The organism is Sinosporangium siamense (genome assembly GCF_016863435.1).
In the GTDB taxonomy this organism is placed as follows: Bacteria; Actinomycetota; Actinomycetes; order Streptosporangiales; family Streptosporangiaceae; genus Sinosporangium; species Sinosporangium siamense.
Genome location: NZ_BOOW01000045.1, coordinates 62,620 through 85,565, shown reverse-complemented (window position 1 = coordinate 85,565; position 22,946 = coordinate 62,620). Strand labels below are relative to the sequence as shown.

16 protein-coding genes and 1 pseudogene are annotated in these 22,946 nt (G+C 67.6%); 8 read left to right on the top strand and 9 right to left on the bottom strand.

What is annotated here, in order from left to right:
- Positions 1 to 151 precede the first annotated feature (151 nt).
- The gene (locus Ssi02_RS33090) at positions 152 to 1,612 is read right to left on the bottom strand and encodes an aminotransferase class I/II-fold pyridoxal phosphate-dependent enzyme (protein ID WP_204031520.1); all 1,461 of its coding nucleotides are present in this window, start codon (positions 1,610 to 1,612) and stop codon (positions 152 to 154) included.
- 389 nt (positions 1,613 to 2,001) lie between these two features.
- Here Ssi02_RS33090 and Ssi02_RS33085 point away from each other — a divergent pair, with 389 nt between their 5' ends.
- Both Ssi02_RS33085 and Ssi02_RS40015 read left to right on the top strand, forming a co-directional pair.
- Positions 2,002 to 2,466 carry an SRPBCC family protein gene (locus tag Ssi02_RS33085; RefSeq protein ID WP_204031519.1) on the top strand — a complete coding sequence of 155 codons (465 nt, stop codon included), beginning with the start codon at positions 2,002 to 2,004 and terminating at the stop codon, positions 2,464 to 2,466.
- A gap of 330 nt (positions 2,467 to 2,796) precedes the next feature.
- Positions 2,797 to 3,405, top strand: a complete 609-nt coding sequence (locus Ssi02_RS40015) for a DUF6461 domain-containing protein (protein WP_373870231.1) — start codon at positions 2,797 to 2,799, stop codon at positions 3,403 to 3,405.
- A gap of 288 nt (positions 3,406 to 3,693) precedes the next feature.
- On the opposite strand, the pseudogene Ssi02_RS40170 reads toward Ssi02_RS40015, so the two are convergent.
- Positions 3,694 to 4,137: pseudogene (locus tag Ssi02_RS40170) on the bottom strand (VanZ family protein); the annotation flags it as partial.
- Between the two features lie 433 nt (positions 4,138 to 4,570).
- Here Ssi02_RS40170 and Ssi02_RS33075 point away from each other — a divergent pair.
- Positions 4,571 to 5,110, top strand: coding sequence for a hypothetical protein (locus Ssi02_RS33075; RefSeq protein WP_204031517.1), 540 nt, complete (start codon positions 4,571 to 4,573; stop codon positions 5,108 to 5,110).
- Between the two features lie 48 nt (positions 5,111 to 5,158).
- Here the strand turns inward: Ssi02_RS33075 and Ssi02_RS33070 are convergent, their stop codons facing one another.
- The 3 genes from Ssi02_RS33070 to Ssi02_RS33060 all read right to left on the bottom strand — a co-directional run bounded on the left by Ssi02_RS33070 (position 5,159) and on the right by Ssi02_RS33060 (position 10,395).
- A complete protein-coding gene (locus tag Ssi02_RS33070; protein ID WP_204031516.1) occupies positions 5,159 to 6,211 on the bottom strand; it encodes a hypothetical protein in 1,053 nt (350 codons plus the stop codon).
- Positions 6,204 to 6,755, bottom strand: a complete 552-nt coding sequence (locus tag Ssi02_RS33065) for an RNA polymerase sigma factor (protein WP_204031515.1) — start codon at positions 6,753 to 6,755, stop codon at positions 6,204 to 6,206. The genes Ssi02_RS33070 and Ssi02_RS33065 overlap by 8 nt, the downstream gene beginning before the upstream one ends.
- A 481-nt stretch (positions 6,756 to 7,236) precedes the next feature.
- Positions 7,237 to 10,395: an FAD-binding and (Fe-S)-binding domain-containing protein gene (locus tag Ssi02_RS33060; protein ID WP_204031514.1), complete on the bottom strand. Its 3,159-nt coding sequence runs from the start codon at positions 10,393 to 10,395 to the stop codon at positions 7,237 to 7,239.
- A gap of 344 nt (positions 10,396 to 10,739) precedes the next feature.
- Here Ssi02_RS33060 and Ssi02_RS33055 point away from each other — a divergent pair, with 344 nt between their 5' ends.
- The 4 genes from Ssi02_RS33055 (at position 10,740) to Ssi02_RS33040 (ending at position 15,433) form a co-directional block, all read left to right on the top strand.
- The gene (locus tag Ssi02_RS33055) at positions 10,740 to 12,521 is read left to right on the top strand and encodes a glycoside hydrolase family 15 protein (RefSeq protein WP_204031513.1); all 1,782 of its coding nucleotides are present in this window, start codon (positions 10,740 to 10,742) and stop codon (positions 12,519 to 12,521) included.
- Complete coding sequence (locus tag Ssi02_RS33050; protein ID WP_204031512.1) at positions 12,518 to 13,594, top strand: enolase C-terminal domain-like protein; 1,077 nt, start codon at positions 12,518 to 12,520, stop codon at positions 13,592 to 13,594. Before Ssi02_RS33055 ends, Ssi02_RS33050 begins: the two co-directional genes overlap by 4 nt.
- A gap of 5 nt (positions 13,595 to 13,599) precedes the next feature.
- The gene (locus tag Ssi02_RS33045; protein ID WP_204031511.1) at positions 13,600 to 14,613 is read left to right on the top strand and encodes an SDR family oxidoreductase; all 1,014 of its coding nucleotides are present in this window, start codon (positions 13,600 to 13,602) and stop codon (positions 14,611 to 14,613) included.
- 94 nt (positions 14,614 to 14,707) lie between these two features.
- Positions 14,708 to 15,433, top strand: a complete 726-nt coding sequence (locus Ssi02_RS33040) for an MgtC/SapB family protein (protein ID WP_204031510.1) — start codon at positions 14,708 to 14,710, stop codon at positions 15,431 to 15,433.
- Positions 15,434 to 15,520: 87 nt separating this feature from the next.
- On the opposite strand, the gene Ssi02_RS33035 is transcribed toward Ssi02_RS33040, so the two are convergent.
- The 3 genes from Ssi02_RS33035 to Ssi02_RS33025 form a co-directional block, all read right to left on the bottom strand.
- Positions 15,521 to 17,140, bottom strand: coding sequence for an alpha/beta fold hydrolase (locus Ssi02_RS33035; protein ID WP_204031509.1), 1,620 nt, complete (start codon positions 17,138 to 17,140; stop codon positions 15,521 to 15,523).
- A gap of 159 nt (positions 17,141 to 17,299) precedes the next feature.
- Positions 17,300 to 17,632, bottom strand: coding sequence for a hypothetical protein (locus tag Ssi02_RS33030; protein WP_204031508.1), 333 nt, complete (start codon positions 17,630 to 17,632; stop codon positions 17,300 to 17,302).
- 1,110 nt (positions 17,633 to 18,742) lie between these two features.
- A complete protein-coding gene (locus Ssi02_RS33025) occupies positions 18,743 to 20,254 on the bottom strand; it encodes a hypothetical protein (RefSeq protein ID WP_204031507.1) in 1,512 nt (503 codons plus the stop codon).
- A gap of 356 nt (positions 20,255 to 20,610) precedes the next feature.
- Here Ssi02_RS33025 and galE point away from each other — a divergent pair, with 356 nt between their 5' ends.
- On the top strand, positions 20,611 to 21,621 hold the full coding sequence (galE, locus tag Ssi02_RS33020; RefSeq protein WP_204031506.1) for a UDP-glucose 4-epimerase GalE: 1,011 nt from the start codon (positions 20,611 to 20,613) through the stop codon (positions 21,619 to 21,621).
- 257 nt (positions 21,622 to 21,878) lie between these two features.
- On the opposite strand, the gene Ssi02_RS33015 is transcribed toward galE, so the two are convergent.
- The gene (locus Ssi02_RS33015) at positions 21,879 to 22,667 is read right to left on the bottom strand and encodes a carbonic anhydrase family protein (protein ID WP_204031505.1); all 789 of its coding nucleotides are present in this window, start codon (positions 22,665 to 22,667) and stop codon (positions 21,879 to 21,881) included.
- Positions 22,668 to 22,946: the final 279 nt, after the last annotated feature.

Sequence of the window (22,946 nt, the reverse complement as noted above, 5' to 3'; positions counted from 1 at the left end):
ACTGTCGGCCGTTGACCAGCCCTTTTGGAAGGACCGCTGGTGTGATGCGCTCCCATAGCGGATGACTTGTCCTTCTTCTGGCCCTGCCCGCCATCTGGGAAAAGATGCGCCGTACGCCAGGAAAAGCAACTCTTGTGGAAACGGCCTTCGATCAGAGCACTACGCGCACAGTCCCCACCGTGGGATCCACCGCGTCGGGGATCACCATGCCCGCCGCCACACCACTGCGCAGATAGCGCAGAATCTCACCGGTAATACGCTCCCCCGGCACGACGGCAGGCACACCCGGCGGGTACGGAGTGACCATCTCCGCCGCGATCCGCCCGGCGGCCTCGTCGGCGGAGACCTGCTCGGTGGGGCCGAAGAACGCGTCACGCGGCGGCATGACCTGCTCCAGCCGCATTTGCCGCGGGGAGAGCAGCTCAACGGGGGCCGCGGCGGGCATCGCCGCCGCCGCCTCCACCATGGCGCGAAGCCCGGCCACGAGCAGGCCCGTGGAGTGGGCGTCGTCGGCGTGGGTGAGCTGGGCGCAGATCCGGCGGTGGTCGGCCAGCCCCACATTGATCCGCCGGTGCCGGCGCAGCCAGTCCGCCATGCTGTAGCCCGTCTGGTTCAGCGCCCCGACGTCGATGACCACCTGCAACGGGTCCATGTCGAAGGCCCGATCCACACCGCAGAGGTGCTCCCTGCCCTGCACCGCAAGCCCCTCGATGGCGTCGATCGCCGCCCGGGTGGCCTCGGCCAGGGCCAGGGTGTGGTCGTACAGGGCGCGCCCCTGCTCGGCCATCTGGCGGCGCCAGCCGTCCATCGCCGCGTAGATCAGCACCGACGGACTCGTGGTGCTCAGCAGATCGGCACGTGCCTTGAGCACCTCGGGCTTGATCAGAAGCCCCTGCAGGTGGAAGACCGACCCCTGTTCCAGCCCCGCCCCCATCTTGTGGATCGAGGTGACGCAGACGTCCGCCCCGGCGTTCATCGCCCAGATCGGCAGATCCGGATGGAACGGCAGATGCGCCCCCCATGCCTCGTCCACGATCAAGGGCGTACCGTGCTCGTGGCAAACCCGACTGATCGCCACCAGATCGGCGCAGGTCCCATATGGCGTGGGACTGACCACCAGCGCACCCTTGGCATCGGGATGCTCGGCGAACATCGCCTCGAACGCCGCAGGCGAGGGCGGATGCGCCAGATGCAGCTCGGCGTCCCACTGCGGATCCACCCACACCGGCTCGACACCCGACAGAATCAGCCCCGCTATCACCGACTTGTGGGCGTCCCGGCTCACCAGCAGCTTCTCACGCGGACCCGCCGCCGACAGCAGGGCCGCCTTGATCGACAGGGAGCTGCCACAGGTGGAGAAAAACGTGTGCTCGGCGTGTACGGCATGAGCCATCAACTCCTGGGCCCGCAACAGCGCCGACCAGGAGGAAGTGCGATCGTCCAGGCCACTCATCACCAGCACATCCGACCGGAAGACGGCCTCCCCCAGCACCTCGACAACCCGCGGATCCACCCCACGCCCCTGCTTGTGCCCCGGAGGCGTAAACGGCAACTGACCAAGCCGGTGGTAGTCGACCAATGCCTCCAACACCGGCGCCTGCGCGTGGTCCATCCCCTACGGCTGCCCCGAGACCCAGCCAGAAAACATCCCACCAGCCCCACCAGTCTGTTGTTTTCCACCCTTTTTCCCCACACGGTGGGAGATTGAGGTGCGACCGTCGGAGTCCTGTCTTGGAGAAGATCCCTAACCGGGTCCACCGATGATCACAGCGAGACGGGAGCCGCCCAGCCGCGCGCCGGTGCGCGTCTCCAGAATGGCCATGGCCGCGAACTCGCCGCCAACCGGGGGGCGTCGACCGCAGGGCCAAGAACCGCTAGCGGCGGGGGTGGCGGAACGCACCAAGCGCATAAAGGGGCAAAGGGCGGGTATTCGGAACCTTTCCGGCGCTATGCCGTACACAGCGTCGGTCAGGACAGCAGAACACGACGAGAGGATCATCGATGAGCACCATCACCCAGTCCGTCGACGTCGCCGTCCCCGTCCGCACCGCCTACAACCAGTGGACCCAGTTCGAGTCCTTCCCCCACTTCATGGAAGGTGTGGAGTCCGTCGTTCAGCACGGCGACACCATGACGCACTGGAAGATCAAGATCGGCGGCGTGGAGCGTGAGTTCGACGCTCGCATCACGGAACAGCGGCCCGACGAGAAGATCGCCTGGGCGTCGATCGCCGGCCCCCGGCACGCCGGCGTCGTCACCTTTCACGCGCTCCGCGACGGAGGCACCCGCGTCAGCCTGGAGCTGGAGACCGAGCCCGAAGGGGCGGCCGAGAACCTAGCGGACGCCGCAGGCCTCCTGTCCCACCGGGTCAAGGGTGACCTCCAGCGTTTCGCCCGGTTCATTGAACACCGCGGCCAGGAAAGCGGCGGCTGGCGCGGCGAGGTCCCGCCCCCGCCCGCCGTGTGAGCCTCGGCCTGGGCTCTCGGGGCAATAGGGGTGCGCTGAGAGCCACGGGCCCACTCCGCCAGCCGGCGGTGGACTCCACCACCGCCCGGGGCGTCCCACTCGCCGCCGGTGCCACCTCAAAAGGGGGCGCCCGACGGGACAAACCCCGCCATACCAGGCATCAAGCTCCGCTGAGGCGGCGCAGCGTGCGGGGTGTGTAGTCGCACCCCACTCGGTTCCAGGACAGGCAGGGAAAGAGGGTCGCGCGTCCCATCGCCGGTTTCCGATCCACCCCGAAGCCGGGCGGACATAGTGTGCTTCGCGTAGGACAACGGAGCGGGGAATACCAGCGTGGAGATCGAGCATGCTGACGTGCGATGGGTGTCCCATGGTTGGGACCTGGGGGACGTCTGGTGCTTGACCTTTGTGCGCGGTCTAACAGAGGCGGAGGCTCTGCGGCGCACGGGTGCCGTTGAGGAGAGCATTCGGCCGTTGAGTTACGCCGAGTTGGTGGACAAGGGCCTGTTCCCCGGCACGGTCCTGGCGGGGCGTCTCGGTGACTGGGTCGTGCTGATCGGCCGGAACCAGGGCAGGGCTCCTGACTCCGCCGCAGTGTCGGCGCTCTCACGCGGGACAGAGATGGTGTCGGTCTTGCGGCACGACTACGCGAGCGACTACTTCATCTATGCCGTGGACGGCGATGAAGTGACCGGTTTCGATCCGAGGAAACCGGCATGGCGATATGGGAGTGATCCGGAGCGCCTGCTGGAGGAGATGGGGCACGCCGGTCTCGATCCCGCCTATCCGCCCTCTGATGACGACGAGTGGGATGAGAGCGTGGTGCATCGTCCGGCGGTCGACGGGGCGCTGGTGCTTGCGGCCCGGCTGGCGGGAGTCGCCTTCACGCATGAGGTTCTGCACGGCCCTCTCACAGGGGGGCGCCGCGCGCAGGGCGACTAGGCACTCGGCCGGCCCCCGTTCTTCCGCCGACCCGTACTGCACCGCTTTCCCGTCCTGGCCGTGGGAACCGCTCATCCGGCGGCGACGGTTCACGGCGTCCGCGCCGAGCAGGGACACGACGCCCCTCTCCCACTGCTGAGCAGGGCCGGCGACGCCACCCTGGAACTCCACCACGACACCGGCAAACGCCACCGCCGGCACGGCGACAACGAGCGTCCCCCAAAGCGGGAGGGCGGACTTCGCCCCGTAATCCACGGTGAACCAGCGCATAAGGGCCAACGCCACGACCGATCCGCCCATCGCACCGAGCGTGTTCGCCGCGATGTCGGAGGTATCGCACAGCCGGCCCAGGTGGGGAGCCAACGCCTGGACCGTCTCGATCGCGACCGAGCTCACGGCGCCGGTGGCGGCGGACATCGCAGGCCTGCTGGTGATCAGCGTCAGGAACAGGGTGAACGGCATGAACAACACCACGTTGAGCATGCCCGACTCGTTGAGGACGCCGTCCCAGGGCGAGGTGACGGTGCAGTAGCGCCACTGCGCATCTCCCAGGCCGACGGGTGTGAGCGTGGCCGCCAGGACGATCGACGCCGCCAGGGCGAAGAGAACAACCGGCGTCCTCGGCCCCTTTCTCCGCGTCGCCCAGAGAACTCCGAAGGGCACGGTCACCAGGAACAACGCCACCAACACCCCGACAAGCAGCCAGCTTCTTCCCAGAACCACGGAAAGCATAAGCTCCTCTGTTTTTCCCGATAAAAATACGCACCACCCCCAGACGGAAACGGCATTTACGGAAGTCCACTGCGATCGAGAGACGGCGGGAGAGGCCGATCCTATAACCACACCCCGAGCCAGGCGCACCCCCCATATCCCGGGTGCAACCATTCCGCGCCTCCGACCTGGCGAAACTGCGGCGCCGGCATATCCATCGGCCCCTGCATAAATAGACCAGCCTCCCACCGGGACAAATGTGGAACTCAACCATCTATGTCCGGCACCTATACCGTCATTACATCCCGAAGGAAAGTTTCCCCATCTGTCACCGAATTCTGTCCATAGGTGCAGGATTGAGCCGTAGATCTTTAAGTTTTCCGGTGATCGAGTTAGACATGTAAGGGCGTCTGATCATCAGCCGCGCATCGTCGTTGACAACGAAAGGATGCTCATGGCCCGGAAAACACGAGCCCTCGGCATGGGACTAGCCTTGGCGCTGTCAGCCGGAATGTTTCTTGTTCATCCGGCGCAAGCCGCCCCCACACCGACCCAATGTGAATCCGACCGAAAGGAAGCCGTTGCGCAGCAGTTGGCGGACAAGCCCGGAGGTGACGTCGTCGACGCACGAACCGTCGCCTACGAAAACGGCAATGCACGGGTCGTGCTCGCCAGCCCCTCCTCGTGTAGCGAGATAACCGTTCAGGCGATGAACGACTGCCCCGCCGGCTGGGCATGCTGGTGGGAGGACACTTATTATCCCAGCACCGGAAGGCGTCTCCAGTTCTACGACGCCGGCGTCTGGCAGAATCTCCGCGACTGGGGTCTCAACTCCTGGGGCTCCTACTACAACCGCAGAGGCGATGACGCCGCCATGAAAAACGTCTCCAGCAGCGCGGCATCCTGCTATCCGCAATATTCGTCGATTTCCACCAGTGGCGGCCTGGCAAGCTGGCGCTGGATCTACCTAGCGAACACCAGCGCCAACTGCTGATGGTCTCTTCGGCCCCGGGAGAGAATCCCCTCCCGGGGCCGAAGGCGTTCAGCTACCCGGGTTCTGTGCGTAGTCCCCGTTCAGCAGGAGCTTGTAGCCGATGACCGCCGGCACGTCGAGGTTCAGTTTGCCGGCGTTCTCCGTGAGCATCTCCTCCACCGCGAGCAACTCCCCCGTCTCCGGGGCGATGATCAAGGCCCATCGCCGGGGAAGGGAGTACTTCTCGTCGAGGGCGACGGCCTCCCCCTTGCGGCCGGCGCGGTCGACGACGGTGCCGAGGTGTTTCAGGTCGGGGCGTTCGGCGAGCAGCCGCCACAGCCTGGCGGCGTCGCCGGGGGGCACGGTCTGCTGGAGGTGCAGGGCGATGACGCTCTGCACCAAACGGTGTGTCTCGCCGGCCTCCGGCAGGTTCACCCTGTCCAGCAGTGCCTTGTGAAGGTCCCCGGGCAATGCGCTCACCGGCGGGAAGTGGCCGGCGTCCACCGGGAAGGTCTCCTCCAACACGGGCCGTACGGCGGTGCCGGCGGCGGCCTCGCCCTCATACCTCGTGGCCAGCGGATGGCCTGGGCTGGAGATCCTGCGTATCCGGCCCTCGCGGCGCAGCGGGGTCCACTGCTCCACCACCGCGGGCACGATCTCGGAGGTGGTCCTCCCGTGCGAGAACGAGGTGATGAGGTTCCACTCGTTACGCGACACGTGGCTGTAGGCGGCCCCCGGCGGCACCGGGCGGGCAGGTTGACCGGCGGCGGTCTCGGCCAGGGCGAGGAGGGCCCGGCGGGCGGAGGGCAGCGTGTCGTCTTGCGACACGGAGTGCCCGGCCAGGGTATAGGTCAATATTTCTGGTGTCGCTGGATATTGCAGGGGTGTGGTCCAGGAGACGAGCCCCACGGTCACCGCACACGCCGTCGCCAGACCTGCCGCGCCCAGCACCATGATCCGCCGGCGCGGCGGCCGGGAGCGGCTCGGCGCGGCATTCTCGGCGACGATGCGGCGCAGCGTCTCGCGCGCCTCGGGGCTCTGGGCCGCTCCGGCGAACCGGTCCCGGCGGATCGGATCGAGAGATCGCATCAGGCGTCGGACGTCGTCGAACTTGTCAATCACGATCGCTCCTCCCGTTGCCTGCCCGCTGCCTGAAGTCGAGCAGGAGTCCTTGGTCGCTCAGAATGGCCAGCAGGCGCTGCCGCGCCCGGTGTGCCCGCACGGCGGCGGTCGCGGGAGAGCAGCCGATCACGACGGCCACCTGCCGGATGGTGAGTTCCTCCCAGCCGATGAGCTGGAGAATCTCCTGATCCTTGGGGGACAGCACACTAAGGGCCTGAGACAGATCCAGGGTGGCGCCGACGTCAACGGAGGGATCGGGCGTCTCCCCGCCGAGAAACCCGGCTCCGAGAAAGCCGGCCAGTTTGGCCGCGAGGCGGCTCCCCCGGCGTTCCCTGCGGTGCTCGTTCGCCAGCACCCGCCGAGCCACGGCGTAGAGCCACGGCAGGACCTCGGCGTCGTCCGCCGGTAATTCCCGCTGTTTGCGCCAGGCGATCAGAAAGCTGCCGGCGGCGATGTCGTGAGCGGTCTCCTCGTCCACCCGGCGCGCCGCGTAGCGCAGCACGTCCTCGTAGTGGATGTCGAAGAACCTGGTGAATCTGGTCACCCGCTCGTCCACACTTGCGCCCTTCTCCCCTTGGCCAACACCTGTCTATGTCCGGGACGGGCAACGCGATAACAGGCCGGATCGGGAAACCGGCCGGCAGGCGACGGTCAGGGCAGCATGGGGTGACCGTAGCGATGATCAGGAGGACGGTGACCTGAAAGCGAGAGACGCGACAGGGGCACCACGGAGCGGTGACCTGAAAGGGAGAGACGCGGCGGGGGCAGCACGCATACGACAGGCACCCATCGGCCGGGGCGTCAGGCGTTGGATCGTGTTCTTTGAAAAAAGTGGAGTGCCGTCTTGGCGACGGCGGGCCTTGTGATCTTTCGATCACTAAACCTTCCACCTTCGAACACAACCACCGTTTGAGGATCTCTCCTCATTCGGCCCCTCGTTTCCCGAGGTCGATGGGTGTCACCTACATAGTCCCGCGCTCAGGGCAAGCACTCAAGGGGTCCCAGACCCCTCGTGACCAGGTTTTTTACCTCTTGTGAGGCTTGAGTGGTTTAGTCCTGCCGACGGAAGCCGCGTCCGGAGAACGCCGTCTTCCCATCAGCCGGCGCACGCAGATCCACCCGCCCGCCGCCGCCGCGGCACAGGCGCCGATCACCACGACGGTGGTCAGCACACGGACAACCCGTGAAGGCGGTTCGGGCCGGTCCGACCATACGCGTTCGGGACGAGCTTGACCGTGGTCACCGCGCAGCCCGGCACGCAGCAGCTCCGCGAGATGCACACCGCGGCGCCCACCGGAGGCCCCCTGATCCACCTGAGTGCGGCAGCTGAACCCGTCGGCGAGGATCACGTCATCGGCGGCGGCGGCCCGGACGGCGGGCATCAGCACCCGTTCCGCACAGGCCTCCGAGACCTCGTAGTGCCCCTGTTCGAACCCGAAGTTGCCGGCCAGCCCGCAGCACCCGGAGTCGAGCACGTCGGCCTCCAGCCCCGCCGCCGCGAGTACGGCCTCATCGGCGTCGTAGCCCATGATCGCATGATGGTGACAGTGCGTCTGAACGTGCACCCTGCGCGCCACCGCTTTCGGCCGCCAGCCGGGCGTGTGATCGTGGAGCAGCTCGGCCAGGGTCACGGTCTGCCGGCGCAGCCGCTCCACATCCTCATCGTGCGGGAACAACTCCTTGGCGTCGCTGCGGAAGACCGCCGTACAGCTGGGCTCCAGGCCGACGATGAAGGCACCGGCCCGCAGATGTGGACGGAGCACGTCGACGGTGCGCCGCAGCGCCCTCTTGGCCGTTTGCAGCTGGCCGGTGGAGATCCAGGTCAGGCCGCAGCAGACGGTCTGATCGGGAACGAAGACCCGCCATCCGGCGTCCTCGAGAACCTCGACCGCCGCCTGGGCCACGCCGGTGTCGAAGTGGTTGGTGAAGGTGTCGGGCCACAACACCACCTGGCCTCGTTTCCCGATGCCACGGGGAACATGTCTGGCGTACCACCGCTGGAAGCTCTGATCGGCGAACAATGGCACATGCCGCCGGATGTCGACCCCGGCCGCCTTCTTCGCAGCCCAGGCCAGGCCCGGCGCATGCGTCAGCAGGTTGATCAGCCGCGGCGCGGTGCGCACGACCAGCGCCGCCGCGAGTGGCAGCCAGCCCATCGTGTAATGCGCACGCGGGCGCAGCCGGCGGGCGTAGTGGTGGGACAGGAATTCGGCCTTGTAGGTGGCCATGTCCACGTTGACCGGACAGTCCGCCTTGCAGCCCTTACAGGCCAGGCACAGATCAAGGGCGTCCTTGACGGCGGCGGAGCGCCAGCCGTCGGCGATCGTTCCCCCGCGCACGACCCCGTCGAGCATCTCGAACAACAGGCGGGCGCGGCCCCGGGTGGAGTGCTCCTCCTCCTTGGTGACCATGTACGACGGGCACATGACGCCGCCTTCGTGCCGGCGGCACTTCCCGATGCCGACACACCGCAGTACAGCCCTGCTGAACCCGCCCCCGTCTTCCGGATACCCGAAATGCGTGGCAACCTCGCCGTGGTGGTAGTCGGCGCCAAGCCGCAGATTCGTGTCCAAGGGGTACGGCGAAGCCACCTTCCCCGGGTTCATCCGGTTGTCCGGGTCGAAGATCGCCTTGAACTGCCCGAACGCCTTGACCAGGTCGTCGCCGTACATCTTCGCCAGCAGCTCGGCCCGGGCCTGCCCGTCGCCGTGCTCCCCGGAGAGCGAGCCCCCGTAGCGGGCCACCAGATCCGCGGCCGATTCGAGGAACGACCGGAAGGCCCTGATACCGGCGGGATGAATGAGGTCAAAGGGAATGCGGCTGTGCACACAACCCTGTCCGAAATGCCCGTACAGGGAAGCCTGGCTATAGCCGTACTCGTCGTAGAGCCCGCTCAGATCACGCAGATAGTCGCCGAGCCGGTCCGGCCCGACGGCGGAGTCCTCCCACCCGGGCCAGGTGTCGGCCAGGCCGGGCACGTAGGCGGTGGCGCCCAGCCCGGACTCGCGGATCAGCCACATCTCCTTTTCGCGCTCCGGGTTGTCAAAAAAGCCGACAGCGGGATCGCCGCGCTTCTTGCCCAGCCCGCGCAGCAACCTGTCGGCCGCCGCGTCCGCCTCCTTCTGGGTGTCGCCGCCGGTCTGCACCAGCAGGTATGCGCCCTCCTCAGGCAGGAGCCGGAGAGCTTCGGGATTGAGATGTTTGCGCCTTTCGTAGTCGACGAGTTTGCGGTCGATGCCCTCCAAGGCGATGGGGTGGTACGGCAGGATGGCAGGCACGGCGTCACCGGCCGCGGCGATGTCCGGGTAGACCAGAAACGCCAGCGTCTGACATTTGACGACCGGCACGAGTTTGAGCCTGGCCCGCAGCACCGTCACGCATGTGCCCTCGGCGCCGACCAGCGCCTGGGCGATGTTGAAGTGGTTCTCCGGCAGGAGACTGTCGAGGTTGTAGCCGGACACACGGCGCGGGATCTTCGGATAGCGGGTCCGGATCTGGCCGAGATAGGTGTCGCGCAAGGCGCGCAGTTCGCGGTAGACCTGCGCCCTGCGGTCATCGCGGGCGACGATCTCGGCATATCTGTCGTCGTCGGTCTCCCCGACCCACATCCGGGTGCCGTCGTAGAGCAGCACCTCCAGCTCCACGATGTTGTCGACGACCTTGCCCGTGCGTTGCGCGGTCGCCCCGCAGGAGTTGTTGCCGATCATGCCCCCGAGCGTGCAGTGATTGTGTGTCGCGGGCTCCGGGCCGAACTCCAGCCCCGTGAGTTCGAGCTGTTTGTTGAGCACGTCCAGGACGATGCCGGGTTCGACGACGCAGGTGCGGTTTTCCGCGTCAACCTCCAGCAGGCGATGGCAGTATTTCGTCCAGTCGATGATCACGGCGGTGTTGGTGCACTCGCCCGCCAGGCTCGTGCCGCCGCCGCGCGAGGTGATCGGAGCCCCGTGCCGCCGGCACACTGCAACCGCGGCGACCACGGCCCCGACGTTCCTCGGCACCACGACGCCGATGGGCACCTGGCGGTAGTTGGAGGCGTCCGTCGAGTAGGCGCCCCGGGATCCGGCGTCGAAGCGGACCTCGCCGTCCACTTCGGCCAGCAGGTCTCGCTCCAGGGCGGCGACGTCGACGTCGGCGACCGGAATGCGGGTGACGGGCTCCGGCAGGACGATCCGGGCGGTACTCATGCTTCCAACCTCGCCAGGTCCACCACATCCGGCATCTGCTGCGGGTTAAGGATGGTGTCGACTCCCCAGTCGACGAGCCGTTTCGCGAGGCTTTCTCCTACGATCTCCGGCATGGCTACCCCCGATGGCGATCTCGGCGTGGCACCTCCGAACTATCACGGCTAACGGCGGCCTTACCCCCGCAGTCCGACGCCAAACGACAGGCCGCACTAACCGACTGAGGATACGCGTGACGCGAGAAACCCCTGGTCAATCGGGTTACATTGGGAGAGGGAGGCGGTGCGGTTTCCACCTCAGGACGGCGGCGCCAAGCTGGTCCGGCGTCCGGCCGAGGGGAGGGCGGCATGCCGCGGTCGATCGAAAGCCACGCTCTCATCGGAGACACCCACACGGCGGCGCTCGTCGACGACGAGGGCCGCATCGACTGGTTGTGCCTTCCCCGCTTCGACTCCGGCGCCTGTTTCGCGGCTTTGCTGGGCGCCCCGGAGAACGGCTACTGGCAAATCGCCCCGGCCGGCGGTGGCTCTGCCGTACGGCGGGGCTATCGGGACGACACCCTCGTGCTGGAGACGGAGTTCGCCGCCGACGGCGGCCGGGTGCGCGTGATCGACTGCATGCCTGTGCGTGACGGCCAGGCGGACCTCGTGCGCCGCGTCGAAGGACTCTCCGGAAACGTCCGGATGCGCTGCACCTTCGTGCCCCGCTTCGACTACGGCCGTATCCCGCCGTGGTTCAACGGCGACGGGCGCCGCGTTCACGCCTTCGCCGGCCCCGACTCGCTCACCTTGAGCAGCGGAGCAGACCTCGGCGTCGCAGACGGCGCGGTCAAGGGAGACTTCACCGTCGGGGCCGGCGAAGTCGTGGCGTTCCACCTGGCCTGGACGCCAACGGATCGCAAAGCCGTCCCCATCGACGACATCGGCGACGCCGTAGAGACCACCACACGCTGGTGGCGCCGATGGATCGGCGAGCACGATCGGGAGGGCCCCTACCGCAAGGCCGTCACCCGCTCGCTGATCACTCTGAAGGCGCTGACCTACGCGCCGGGCGGCGGAGTCGTGGCCGCCCCCACCACCTCACTCCCCGAGGTCATCGGCGGGTCGCGAAACTGGGACTACCGATACTGCTGGGTCAGGGACGCGGCCTTCGCGCTGCTCGCGTTCCTGGACGCCGGCTATGCAGAGGAGGCCTTCGCCTGGCGGGAGTGGCTGCTGCGGGCCGTGGCCGGGCGCCCCGAGCAGATGCAGATCATGTACGGCGTGGCGGGCGAGCGGCGCGTGCCCGAGATGGAGTTGCCGTGGCTGGCGGGATATGCGCGCTCCAGCCCCGTCCGCCTCGGCAACGCCGCGGCGGAGCAGTTGCAACTCGACGTCTACGGCGAACTCATGAACGCCTTCCACCACATCCGCATCAACGGTATCGGCCCTCAGGCCCACGCCTGGGAGGTGCAGCGCGCTCTGCTCGACTTCCTGGAGTCGAACTGGCGTGAACCGGACCAGGGAATCTGGGAGATGCGCGGTCACCCGCGGCAGTTCACGTTCTCCAAGGTGATGGCCTGGGTCGCCGCCGACCGCACCGTCAAGGACGCGGAACGCTTCGGCCTCGCAGGACCGGTGGACCGTTGGCGGCGGCTACGGCAGGAGATCTTCGACGACGTCTGCCGGCTCGGATACGACGATCGCCGGGCGACCTTCACCCAGTCCTACGGCCGCCCGGCACTGGACGCCGCCCTGCTGCGGATGCCGCTGGTGGGATTCCTGCCCGCCCGCGACGAGCGGATAGCCGGGACCGTGGCGGCGATCGAGTCCGAGCTGCGCCAGAAGGGTCTCGTGCGGCGCTACAAACCCCGGGACGAGGCCGACGGACTCCCGGGCGAGGAGGCGGCGTTCCTGCCCTGCACCTTCTGGCTCGCCGACGTCCGTCTCCTCCAGGGCAGGACCGGCGAGGCGGTCAAGATCTTTGAGCACCTGCTCGGTCTCCGCAACGACGTCGGCCTGCTCGCCGAGGAGTACGACCCCGGCAATCGCCGTTTCACCGGAAACTTCCCCCAGGCGCTGTCGCACATCGCGCTGATCCACACCGCACTGCAGCTCACCTCGGCGCTCGGCGCGCGGAGAGCGGCATGACCGCCGTCGGCGAGATCACCGCCGCCGTCTACACCGTGCCCACCGACCGGCCGGAGGCGGACGGCACGCTGGCCTGGACCGAGACCACCATGACGCTCGTGCGGGCGCGGGCGGGCGGGCTGACCGGGCTCGGCTGGACCTACGGCCCGGCGGCCTGTGCCGCGATCGTCCGCGACCTGCTCGGGCCGACGGTGAGCGGCATGTGCGCCTTCGACGTGCCGGCGGCGTTTGGGGCGATGGTCCACCGGGTCCGCAACGCCGGTCGGGCGGGAGTCGCCGGTTATGCGATCTCCGCGGTGGAGACGGCGCTGTGGGATCTCAAGGCGCGTTTGCTTGATGTGCCGCTGTGCCGCCTGCTGGGGCAGGCCGTCCAGGCCGTCCAGGTATACGGCAGCGGCGGCTTCACAAGCTACACCGAGGCCGAGCTGGCGGAGCAGCTCGGCGGCTGGGCCCTCGACGACGGCATGGGCCGGGTGAAGCTCAAGATCGGGCGGGACCGGGACGTCCGGCGGGTGCGCCGGGCGCGTGAGGCGATCGGCGCGGACACGGAGCTGTTCGTCGACGCCAACGGTGCCTACACCGCCAAGGAGGCCGTCCGGCTCGCGGCGGCGATGGACGAATGGGATGTGCGCTGGTTCGAGGAGCCGGTGTCCTCCGACGATCTCGCCGGACTGCGCCTGGTGCGCGATGCCGTACGCCCCGACGTCACCGCGGGCGAATACGGCTGCGACCTGTACTATTTCCGGCGCATGGCAGGTGCCGTCGACTGCCTCCAGATCGACGTCACCCGCTGCGGCGGCATCCTGGAGTGGCAGCGCGCCGCGGGGCTCGCCGCCGCGCGGAACCTGCAGGTGTCGGGCCACTGCACGCCGCAGCTTCACCTGCACGTCGCGCTGGCCACGCCGAACGTGCGGCATCTGGAATGGTTCCACGATCACGTGCGCATCGAGTCGATGTTTTTCGACGGGTTCCGCGCTCCGGTCGAGGGCATGCTGACCCCCGACCTCTCCCGCCCCGGCATCGGCTTGGAGCTGAGATCGGCCGACGCCGACCGATATCTCACCAGGGGGTGATGAGCATGACCGGCAAAGAACCGCGCACCGTGGTCGTGACCGGGGCGAGCGCCGGTGTCGGCCGGGCCTCGGCCCGCCTCTTCGCGTCCAGAGGTGACAACGTGGCGCTGCTGGCCCGCGGCGAGAAGGGCCTCGCCGCCGCGGCCGAGGAGGTCCGCGCCGCCGGTGGGCGGGCCCTCCCGATCGCCGTCGACGTCGCCGACGCCCGCGAGGTCGAGGAGGCGGCCCGGCGGGTGGAGGACGAGCTCGGCCCCATCGACGTCTGGGTGAACGTGGCCTTCAGCACCGTCTTCGCCCCCGTCGCCGAGATCACTCCGGTGGAGTTCCGCCGCATCACCGAAGTCACCTATCTGGGCTACGTCTATGGCACCAAGGCCGCGATGGACCACATGCGGCCCCGCGGGCACGGCGCCATAGTCCAGGTGGGGTCCGCCTTGGCATACAGGGCGATCCCCCTGCAGGCCGGATATTGCGCGGCCAAACATGCCATTAAGGGTTTCACCGAGTCGCTGCGCTGCGAGCTGCTGCACGACAAGACCGAGATCCAGGTGACGATGGTGCAGCTTCCCGCGCTCAACACCCCGCAGTTCGACTGGGTCCTGGCCCGCCTGCCGAGGCGCCCGCAGCCGGTGCCGCCCATCTATCAGCCGGAGATCGCGGCCCGCGCGGTCGTCTTCGCCGCCGACCATCCCGGACGCAAGGAATATTGGGTGGGCTTGACCACCGTGCTGACCCTGCTGGCCGAGCGGCTGGCCCCGTCCCTGATCGACCGTTATCTCGCCAAGACCGGCTACCGTTCCCAGCAGACCGAGGAGCCTCACCTGCGCGACAGGCCGACCAACCTGTGGGAGCCCGTGGACGACGAGGAAAGGGACTTCGGAGCGCACGGCCGATTCGACGCCCGATCCCACCCCCACAGCCCGCAGGCGTGGCTCTCCCGCCACCGCCGCCTGGCGGCCGTCGCCCTCGGCTCCGCCGCCGCCCTCGCCACGGTGATCCGGCTGGCGCGGCGCACCTGATCCCCGGCGGCACCGAGTACGGCGGAGCCCCCTTTCCCTTTCCCAGAGATTTACCGGGGTGTTCCCACAGCACAAGCAGGGGACATCTGGCCGAATGGGAGTGGCGAGCGCCGCCGGAGGACTGGCGGGCCAGGGATGGGTCCAGCTGGGTGAGCTGGGCCTGGCCTTGGTGTTGTCCACGGCGATCGGAATGGAGCGTGAGATCCGGCAGAAGAGCGCCGGGCTGCGCACCCACACGCTGGTCGGTTTCGCCGCGGCGCTGATCATGCTGGTTTCGAAATACGGCTTCGGCGATGTCCTGGGCGATCACGTGACGCTAGACCCCTCCCGCGTCGCCGCTCAAATCGTGTCCGGGATCGGCTTCATCGGGGCCGGCATCATCTTCGTCCGGCAGGACGCGGTGCACGGCCTCACCACCGCCGCGATCATCTGGCTCACCACGGCGGTCGGCATGGCGGCCGGGGCCGGTCTGTGGTTGCTGGCCATAGCCGTGACCGCCGGCCACTTCCTGGTGGTCTTCGGCTTCACCCCGCTCGCCGCCCGGCTGCCCCGCTCAAAATTCACCCAGTCGCGGCTGCATCTGGTCTACCACGACAGGCGGGGGGCCTTGCGGCACGTCCTCTCGGTCTGCACCGACCACGGCTTCGTCATCGCCCATCTGCTGGTGGAGCGTGAACACGAACGCAAGGACCCCCGCCTGGTCTCCATCTGGATCCTCCTGCAAGGTCCAGGCAAGATCGACGAACTCGCCACCGTGCTGGCGGACATCGACGGCGTCATTTCGGTCTCAAGCACCGACCTCGACGCGGCGATCCCCTGACGAACCGGCCGCGCGCCGCCCGGTGACACGCCGTCCGGTGAAAGGCCGCGTGGGCCGTGACCGCGGTCACGGCCCACGCGGGGCGGGTCAGCGGCGTACGGCCCAGCCAGGCAAGCCGGGCGAGCCAGGCAAGCCGGGCGAGCCAGGCGAGCCGGGCAAGCCGGTAACCGGACGGGGCATCGGGCGCCCGATGTCGAGCTTGGCCGCCGTACCCGGCGGATCCGTCGCGCAGCGGGTGCCGTGGGCGGGGACGGTGAGCGAGATCAGATAGTTGTCGACCGCCGTGGTGGCGCACTGGCCGTGGCCGTAGACACCGTGGCCGCCGCCTTCATGCGTGAGGAGCCGGGCGGCCCGGCCGATCTGCCGGGCGGCGCTGGTGGCCCAGATGTAGGGGGTCGCGGGGTCGTGCAGCGTGCTGGAGACGAGCAGGGGCGGCGTGCCCTTCACCCGCAGTGGACGCTGCGGATACTTGACCGGATCGGAGTGGCCGAGGCAACCCGCGACGGCGGAGAGCGCGAGGGGACTCGGACCCATGTCGGGGGAGATGGCCTCCGACCTCCGCACGTGGCGTGCGAACTCCCGATAGTTGCGGACGGGGAGCCGCCAGTCCTGGCAGAAGATCTCCATCGGATAGTCGACGATCACCTCCTGCGCCGCGGCGGCGGCAGCAGCGGCGGGATAGCTGGGCGGATCGGCCCTGCCGTCCCGGTCGAGGTCGCGCAGGAAGGTCGCGAGCGGCCTCAGGTCGGAGCCGTAGAACGCGCCGAACGCCTCGGAGATCAGGTGCATCCTGGTGTAGGTGCTCTCGGGCGGGGTGATGCTGCGGAGTTCACCGCGGTCGGCCCGCTGGAGCAGATCCGACCAGACCGCGCGGACGTCCTTGCCGTTGAGCGCGCAGTCGGCGCTCCCGCCGCACCACTTCACGAACGCGTTGAACGAGTCCTGGACCGCCCACGCCTCGGTGTCGAGGAACCCGCGGGTGTTCAGACTGTGGTCCATGTTGCCGTCGATCGCGAGAGCGCGGATGCGGCCCGGGTAACGTTCGGCGTAGAGCTGGCCGATGAGCGTGCCGTACGAAACTCCGTAGTAAGTGAGCTTCTCGTCCCCCAGAGCCGCCCGCAGGGCGTCCAGGTCGTGCACCGTGCTGACGGTGTCGACGTGGTCGAACATGGGCCCCGTGCGGGTGCGGCAGTCGGCCCTGCGCTCCTTGTTGTGGGCTACGAGCGCGTCGAAGTCGGCCTGGTTGCCCGGGAAGGCCGACGGCCCGCGCATGAGCACCTCGAGGGAGCAGCGGACGGGGCTGCTGCGCCCGACCCCGCGGGGATCGAACCCGATGATGTCGAATCGGCGGTTGACCTCGGCCGAGAACATGTTGCCGCCGTAAATGAGCATGCCCACGCCCTCACCGCCGGGCCCACCCGGGTTGAAGACCAGGGAGCCCTGCCTGGCGGCGGGATCGGTGGCCTTGATCCGGGCGACGGCCAGCTCGAAGGTCGGGCTCGCCGGATCGTCACGGTTGATGGGCAGCGTGAGGGATCCGCAGTCGACCGCGGGGTTCTCGGGACAAGGTGCCCAGTTGATCGTGCCCCCCGGGGCCGCCGCGGGGGCCGCTGCGGGGCTCGCCGCGGCGGGGCTTAAGGGGGTGAGGGAAACAGTGAGCGCGGCAAGAGCGCCAAGAGCGATTGCCGTACGCCGTCCAATCGTCATGATCACATGCTGTTGGCTGGGTACGACCGTTTCCTCCAACCTCGGGAGGAATAGCGGATCATTCGCAAGTACTGAAGATTGCCACCGAAATGACCCCTGACTCATCCCTTTGGCCGATTGTCGGATGGCAAATCAAAGGATCCTGCAGGTGGACGCCGCTCAGGTTTGCCGAGGGCTGAAGCTGATGAGCAGATAGCAGAGCACCGCCCCCACGACGGCGACCCCGGCGCCGGTCGCGCTGGCCACAGCCAGCCCGTGCACTTGGGCGACCTGCTCGGTGCCGGTGCCCTCCGCGAGATGGGCGGCGGCGGCCCCGGCCGAGACCGTGTTGAGCAACGCGGCCCCGATCGAGCCCCCGACCTGCTGCGAGGTACTGACCACCGCGGACACGACGAACGCGAGCGCGTCGGCACTCACCACCCATTGCCTGGAGGCGTCGGTCAAGTCCACCGTCTCCTGCGCCGACGGAAGCGCCACAGCGACAATCGTCACGTCGAGCGAAACCATCAATTGCGCCAGCGAGACCACCGCAAGCCCCACCAGCGACCCGGCTTTGCCATCCACTCGCTCCCCAAATGTGCTGTGCTCTGTTCAACCACAGACGGAGAGCGCTTCGTAAACCCGGCGCCCCATCCCAAAAATGGGACCACCAACGCCCTTCCCCCCAGCAACACCCGACACCTTAGGAAAAGACCAAGTATCCCGCCGGTAACCAAGGCACGGGATAAAATCCGGAAGGCCCACTCGGCAAATAGTCAAAACATCAGAAACGAACCGATCGGCTCAATTGGGCAGGAATGCAGAATGCCCCGTGCCCCACGGCATCGGTCGCTCCCCGCTTTTGGGGATCCTAGGCTCCACAGTGATCATGACGATGTGATGACACAGATCCAACGGGCAGAGCAGCAATCACCACTGAAGTCCGACCCGGCGACCGGCGAGCCGGTCCCCCAGGGCGCCCTCCCCTATAGGGGGAACGGAATGGACTCGGTCGCTGCCGCAGTCCGGCTTCACCTGGACCACCAGAGCGAGCACGTCCGCCGTGGAGTGATCGAGTCGATGAAGGTGCTGGACGGCTCCCTCACCGCGGTGGTGTCCCTGCTGACCGGCCTCACCCCCGAGCGCGCCGACGTGCTCGGCGGCACCGGCGACTGTGGACGCGGTCGCCCAGGGGCCTGCCGGTCGGCTCGGGTGAGGTCAGGTCCCAGGTCTGCACGTCACCGGCTTCGCTGCCGGACACCGCGAGGCTCCTGCCGTTCACGGTGCCGATCGCCAGGGTCCAGAACTCGGCCTCATGCCTGCCGAGAACACCGAGGAGCCGCCCGGCGGCGACGTCAGGAGAACAACGACGGCTACCTATGGTGCGAGCGCTCCAGGGCCGGCGGAGCGATGTCGGTGAGCAATCATTCCTTCCAGTCACGACTGGCCAGAGAACGCCTGTTCCTCACTGAGGACGGCGTGAACAACCGCCTGACCATCGCAGGCGGCCCTGCCACAGACGCGTGGCGCTGACTCTCGGTCAGCTCTAAAGAGATCCGTGGGCCCCGCCGGTCACCCCGGTGGGGCCCATCTCGTCTGGTCCCGGGGGTGTTCGGAATTCGGCTAGGGCAGCAGCGTCGACATCACCGTGGGCGGGAGGGAAGGGTTGGCGGCTGCCGCCTCCACCACCTGCCAGTCCTCATCGGCGAGTAATTCGGCGATCACCTGCGGCGGCAGGGCCGGATGAGCGGCGGCGAGGGGTCTGGCCTTGTGGTCCGACAGGCACACCAGCAGTGCCGGGGCCGTCGCGTGCCGGTGTGCGGCGATCTCACGCAGAGCTTTGCGCACCGGCGGCCGGTGCGCGGTCAACTCCTCCAGCAACTCCGGCGAGGCGTCCGGATTCCTCGCCACCCTGGCCATGACCCGGACTCCATGCCGTTCGACCATGGCCCGCAGACATGCCTCGGACAGGCCCGGGTGAGGTGCGACGGACCTGACCACCTTGGCATCGGGATCGGCGGCCAGCGCGTCCCGGACCTCGGGTGGCAGATCGCGCCGCTCGGCCACCAGCATCCGCACGGCGGGGTTCGCCGAGGTGGCCAGATCCTCGATCTCGTCGCGCGTGGCGGCGGCGATCCGCGGCAGCAGGGTGGGGCCGATCCGAGTGGTGCCGGCGAGCTGTGTGAGTACATCCAACGGCACCCGCGGATTGCGGGCGAGATCCCGTCGCACGTCAGGAAACGGATCGGCGGCCAGGACACGAATCAGTTCATGATGGATCGCGGGATTCTCGGCGAGAGCTGCACGAACACCGGGTTCCGGGCTGTCGGCCAGCCGTTCGTACACAACCGCGGGCAGATCCGGGCGGACGGCCAACGGCCGGCGGGACAACATCGAAGGGTGCTCGGCGAAACCCACGACGGCCTCGGCAGGCGTGGCCGGGTTCCACAGCGCTCTTAAGTGCATCTGATAGACGGTGGACTCGTGGGAACCGTCGCAAGCGGCATCGGACGGCAGATCGCAGTCGAGCCTCTGGCAATGCGGATCGTGGATGTACGGCGTAGCCTCACGATCGCAAACCAGGCACTGCCGTACCGGAGGGAGTCCTTCGCCGGTGGCCAGCGCGGACAGCACCGCCGGGGGCGTGTTCTCGTTGTCGGCCACCGCCCGGCGGACTTCGGCATGCGGATGCCCCGCGAGCCGGGCGGCCATGTCCGGCGTCGCCCATAACGCGAGTTCGGCGACGACGCGGATGTCCGGGTCTGCGGCGAGGGTCTCCGCCACATCGCGCGGCAGGTTCGGGCAGGCGGCGAGCTTCTCCCGGCGTTCGGCGTCCGGATCGGCCGTGAACAGGGGCGCCCACGCCGAGCGACCAAGCCCTTGCGCGAGCAGGTCAAGGGCGGCGATCGGCTGCGCCACGGGATCCACATCACCGGCGGTGACCAACCCCCGCTCCGCGAGCCGCGCGGCACTCCCCTCGATGCGCGCGGCCAGCGCTAGCACCTGAACGCGGGTGAGGTCCTCCCGCTCGCTCAGCCTCGCGGCGACGTCCTCATCGGCGACCGCGATCAGCCGATCGACCGACTCGGGAGGGAGCGCCGGATTGGCGGCAAGACCACGCAGGACATGGTTCACAAAAGCATCCTGCTAGATACAGCGGTGATTCGTGATCATTTTCTCGAGTACTGGAGCGCCCTCCGCAGTCTTTATTAGGAAACCTTCTCAAGCCATAATTCCTGCACGGTCCCAGTCGCATCGAGGCACGCGAAGGCCGAGTTTGCACGTCGGGTACGGTCACCCCGGCCTAAACTACGCCACAGGATTCCGCTGGACGGCGGTCCCAGACCCGACCACCGACATCCGACATCCGCTGAACGCGGACGACACTTGTAAAGCACGCGAAGTCGGCGTGCGTCCGTACGCCATGCCACTTCAACAACACGCATGAACGGAAGACCGCTCATGCCCCCGAACAGGAGACGACGACAATCGTGAAGGTCCTCATCGTCGGCGGTGCAGGGTTTATCGGCAGTACGATCGCATCCGCCTGCGCCGACAGCGGCATCGAGCCGGTGATCCTGGACAGCCTCGTCACCGGACGCAGGGAGTTCACCGCGGGCCGCACCTTCTACGAGGGCGACATCGCCGACGGCGAGCTGATCGACCGGATCTTCGCCGACCATCCCGACATCCACACGGCCATTCACTGCGCCGCCCTGATCGTCGTCCCCGACTCGGTCGCCGACCCTCTCGGCTACTACCGCGAGAACGTCGCCAAGGGCGTCCACTTCCTTTCGCACCTCGCCCGCAACGGCTGCACGCGGCTGCTGTTCAGCTCTTCGGCGTCGATTTACCGGGCCGACCCCGGAGACTTCTCGGTGGACGAGGACTCCGCTGTGGAGCCGCTGAGCCCATATGCAAGCACCAAGGCCATCTTCGAGACGATCCTGCGCGACGTCGCCGCCTCCGGCAGCCTCCGAGTCGTCTCCCTGCGCTACTTCAACCCCATCGGCGCGGATCCCAAGCTCCGCACCGGCCTGCAGATCCGCCGTCCCACCCACGCCCTCGGCAAGATGATCGACGTCTACCACTCGGGTGAGCCGTTCACCATCACCGGCACCGGCTGGCCGACCCGCGACGGCTCGGGCATCCGCGACTACATCCACGTCTGGGACCTGGCGACCGCGCACCTCCAGGCCGTCCGCCGCTTTGACCCCGCGACCTCCTCCGCTCCCTATCGTGCCGTCAACCTCGGGACGGGCACGGGCACCACGGTCCGGGAGCTCGTCACCGCGTTCGAAGGCGTCACCGGTCGCGAACTTCCCGTTGTCGAGACCGCCCCCCGGCCTGGTGACGTGGCAGGTGCTTACACTCGCAGCCACCTCGCCCGCGAACTCCTGGGGTGGGAGGCCAAGCGGTCCCTGGAAGAGGGGATCGAGGACTCTCTTCGCTGGCACGCCGAACGCGACAGAGTGATCGGCAACCAGCCCGCACCTCGCTAGCACGCCCACGTCCGCGGGCGGCTCCCCTACGGTCACCCCCGTGCTTTCGGTGTCCCGGGCTCCGGGGGTGCTCCAATTGGGGCCGCAGACGACTTGTCTCGAACAGGATGACGCCGCTCGACAGGGTGTTACTTCACGTTCGCCTGCCGAACCGTCATAGGTGGGGCCGACCTCCGCCTGCGGGAAGTCCCGTCACGGCACGTGCCGTGACGGGACTTTTCCTTCCAGGTGGTCGCCCTATGGTTATCGCGCTGTGGCTATCTGTGCGTGAGAGGGTGTGGGCTGGCCGTCTGCAGCGGCCTGGCGTTGTAGTCGGGCGCGTGGGTTGACCAGTGGTTGCGGATGGCGCTGAGGGTAGTGCTGCTGATCTCCAGCGAGGTGTCCTTGAGAATGACCCATTGCACGCCATCGGTGTAGGGATACGACGTCAGCGAACCCTGATAGAGCCAGGCGGTGTTCCTCGTGGACGGCAGCAGGTTGTTCAGGGTGACGCCGGTCTTCAGCTTGGACAGCCCGCCCGGCACCGGCCGGTTACTCCGGAGAATCTTGTCGTGGAGGTCGTTGTCGTCGGCCGTGTCGACCTCGGTCAGATGCACGGCGACGATTACCTTGTCCGAGCTGTCCGTTGGGTTTTCGTGCACAAAGTGCACTTCCACCTTGGGCCTGGTGGTGGTGCCGCCGTTGTCGAAGTGGTGCTCGCCTTGCACGTGCCACTCGATGTCGACGAGATCGTAGGTGGTGCCGCCGGTGAAGGTGAAGGTGCCGGCGCCTGCGGGCACCCCCAAGTAGTAGGACTCGTCCGCGTCGTAGTTAGAGTCCCAGACGGTGTTTCTGTAGTGCAGGTAGTAGTTAGTCGAGCTGTTGTTGTAACTGAAGCTCCACGTCCGAGTGTCGGTGGCCGGCGTCGGATTGGTGACGACCGTGACCGGGCTGTCGACAGGGTGGGTGGCTGTCGCGCTGGTGGCGAGAGCGATCGAGGCGGTGACAGCGACCGCGGCATAGGCGGCTGCTGCTGCTCGGGAGGTAAGACGACGGCGGAGTTTCACCTTTGGGGCCCCTTACTTGCTTTTTTCGGCATCGCCAAATAGGCGTTTCACGCCGAAAGGTAGATAGAGGGATTTAGGGAAGTTACGTCGTTACTACCTACACGATATTTCTCCTCAGTGTCCTGACAAGGTCAGATCAGGACATGTCCTATATAGGACATAGTGCAGTGCTGGGAGCGTCACTCAGGGTGAGTTTTTCGCAGCCAGGATTCGGTGTGGACGGTAATTAAGCGGACATTTAGCAATAAATACGTACCGAACACTTCGGATGAGGAAATC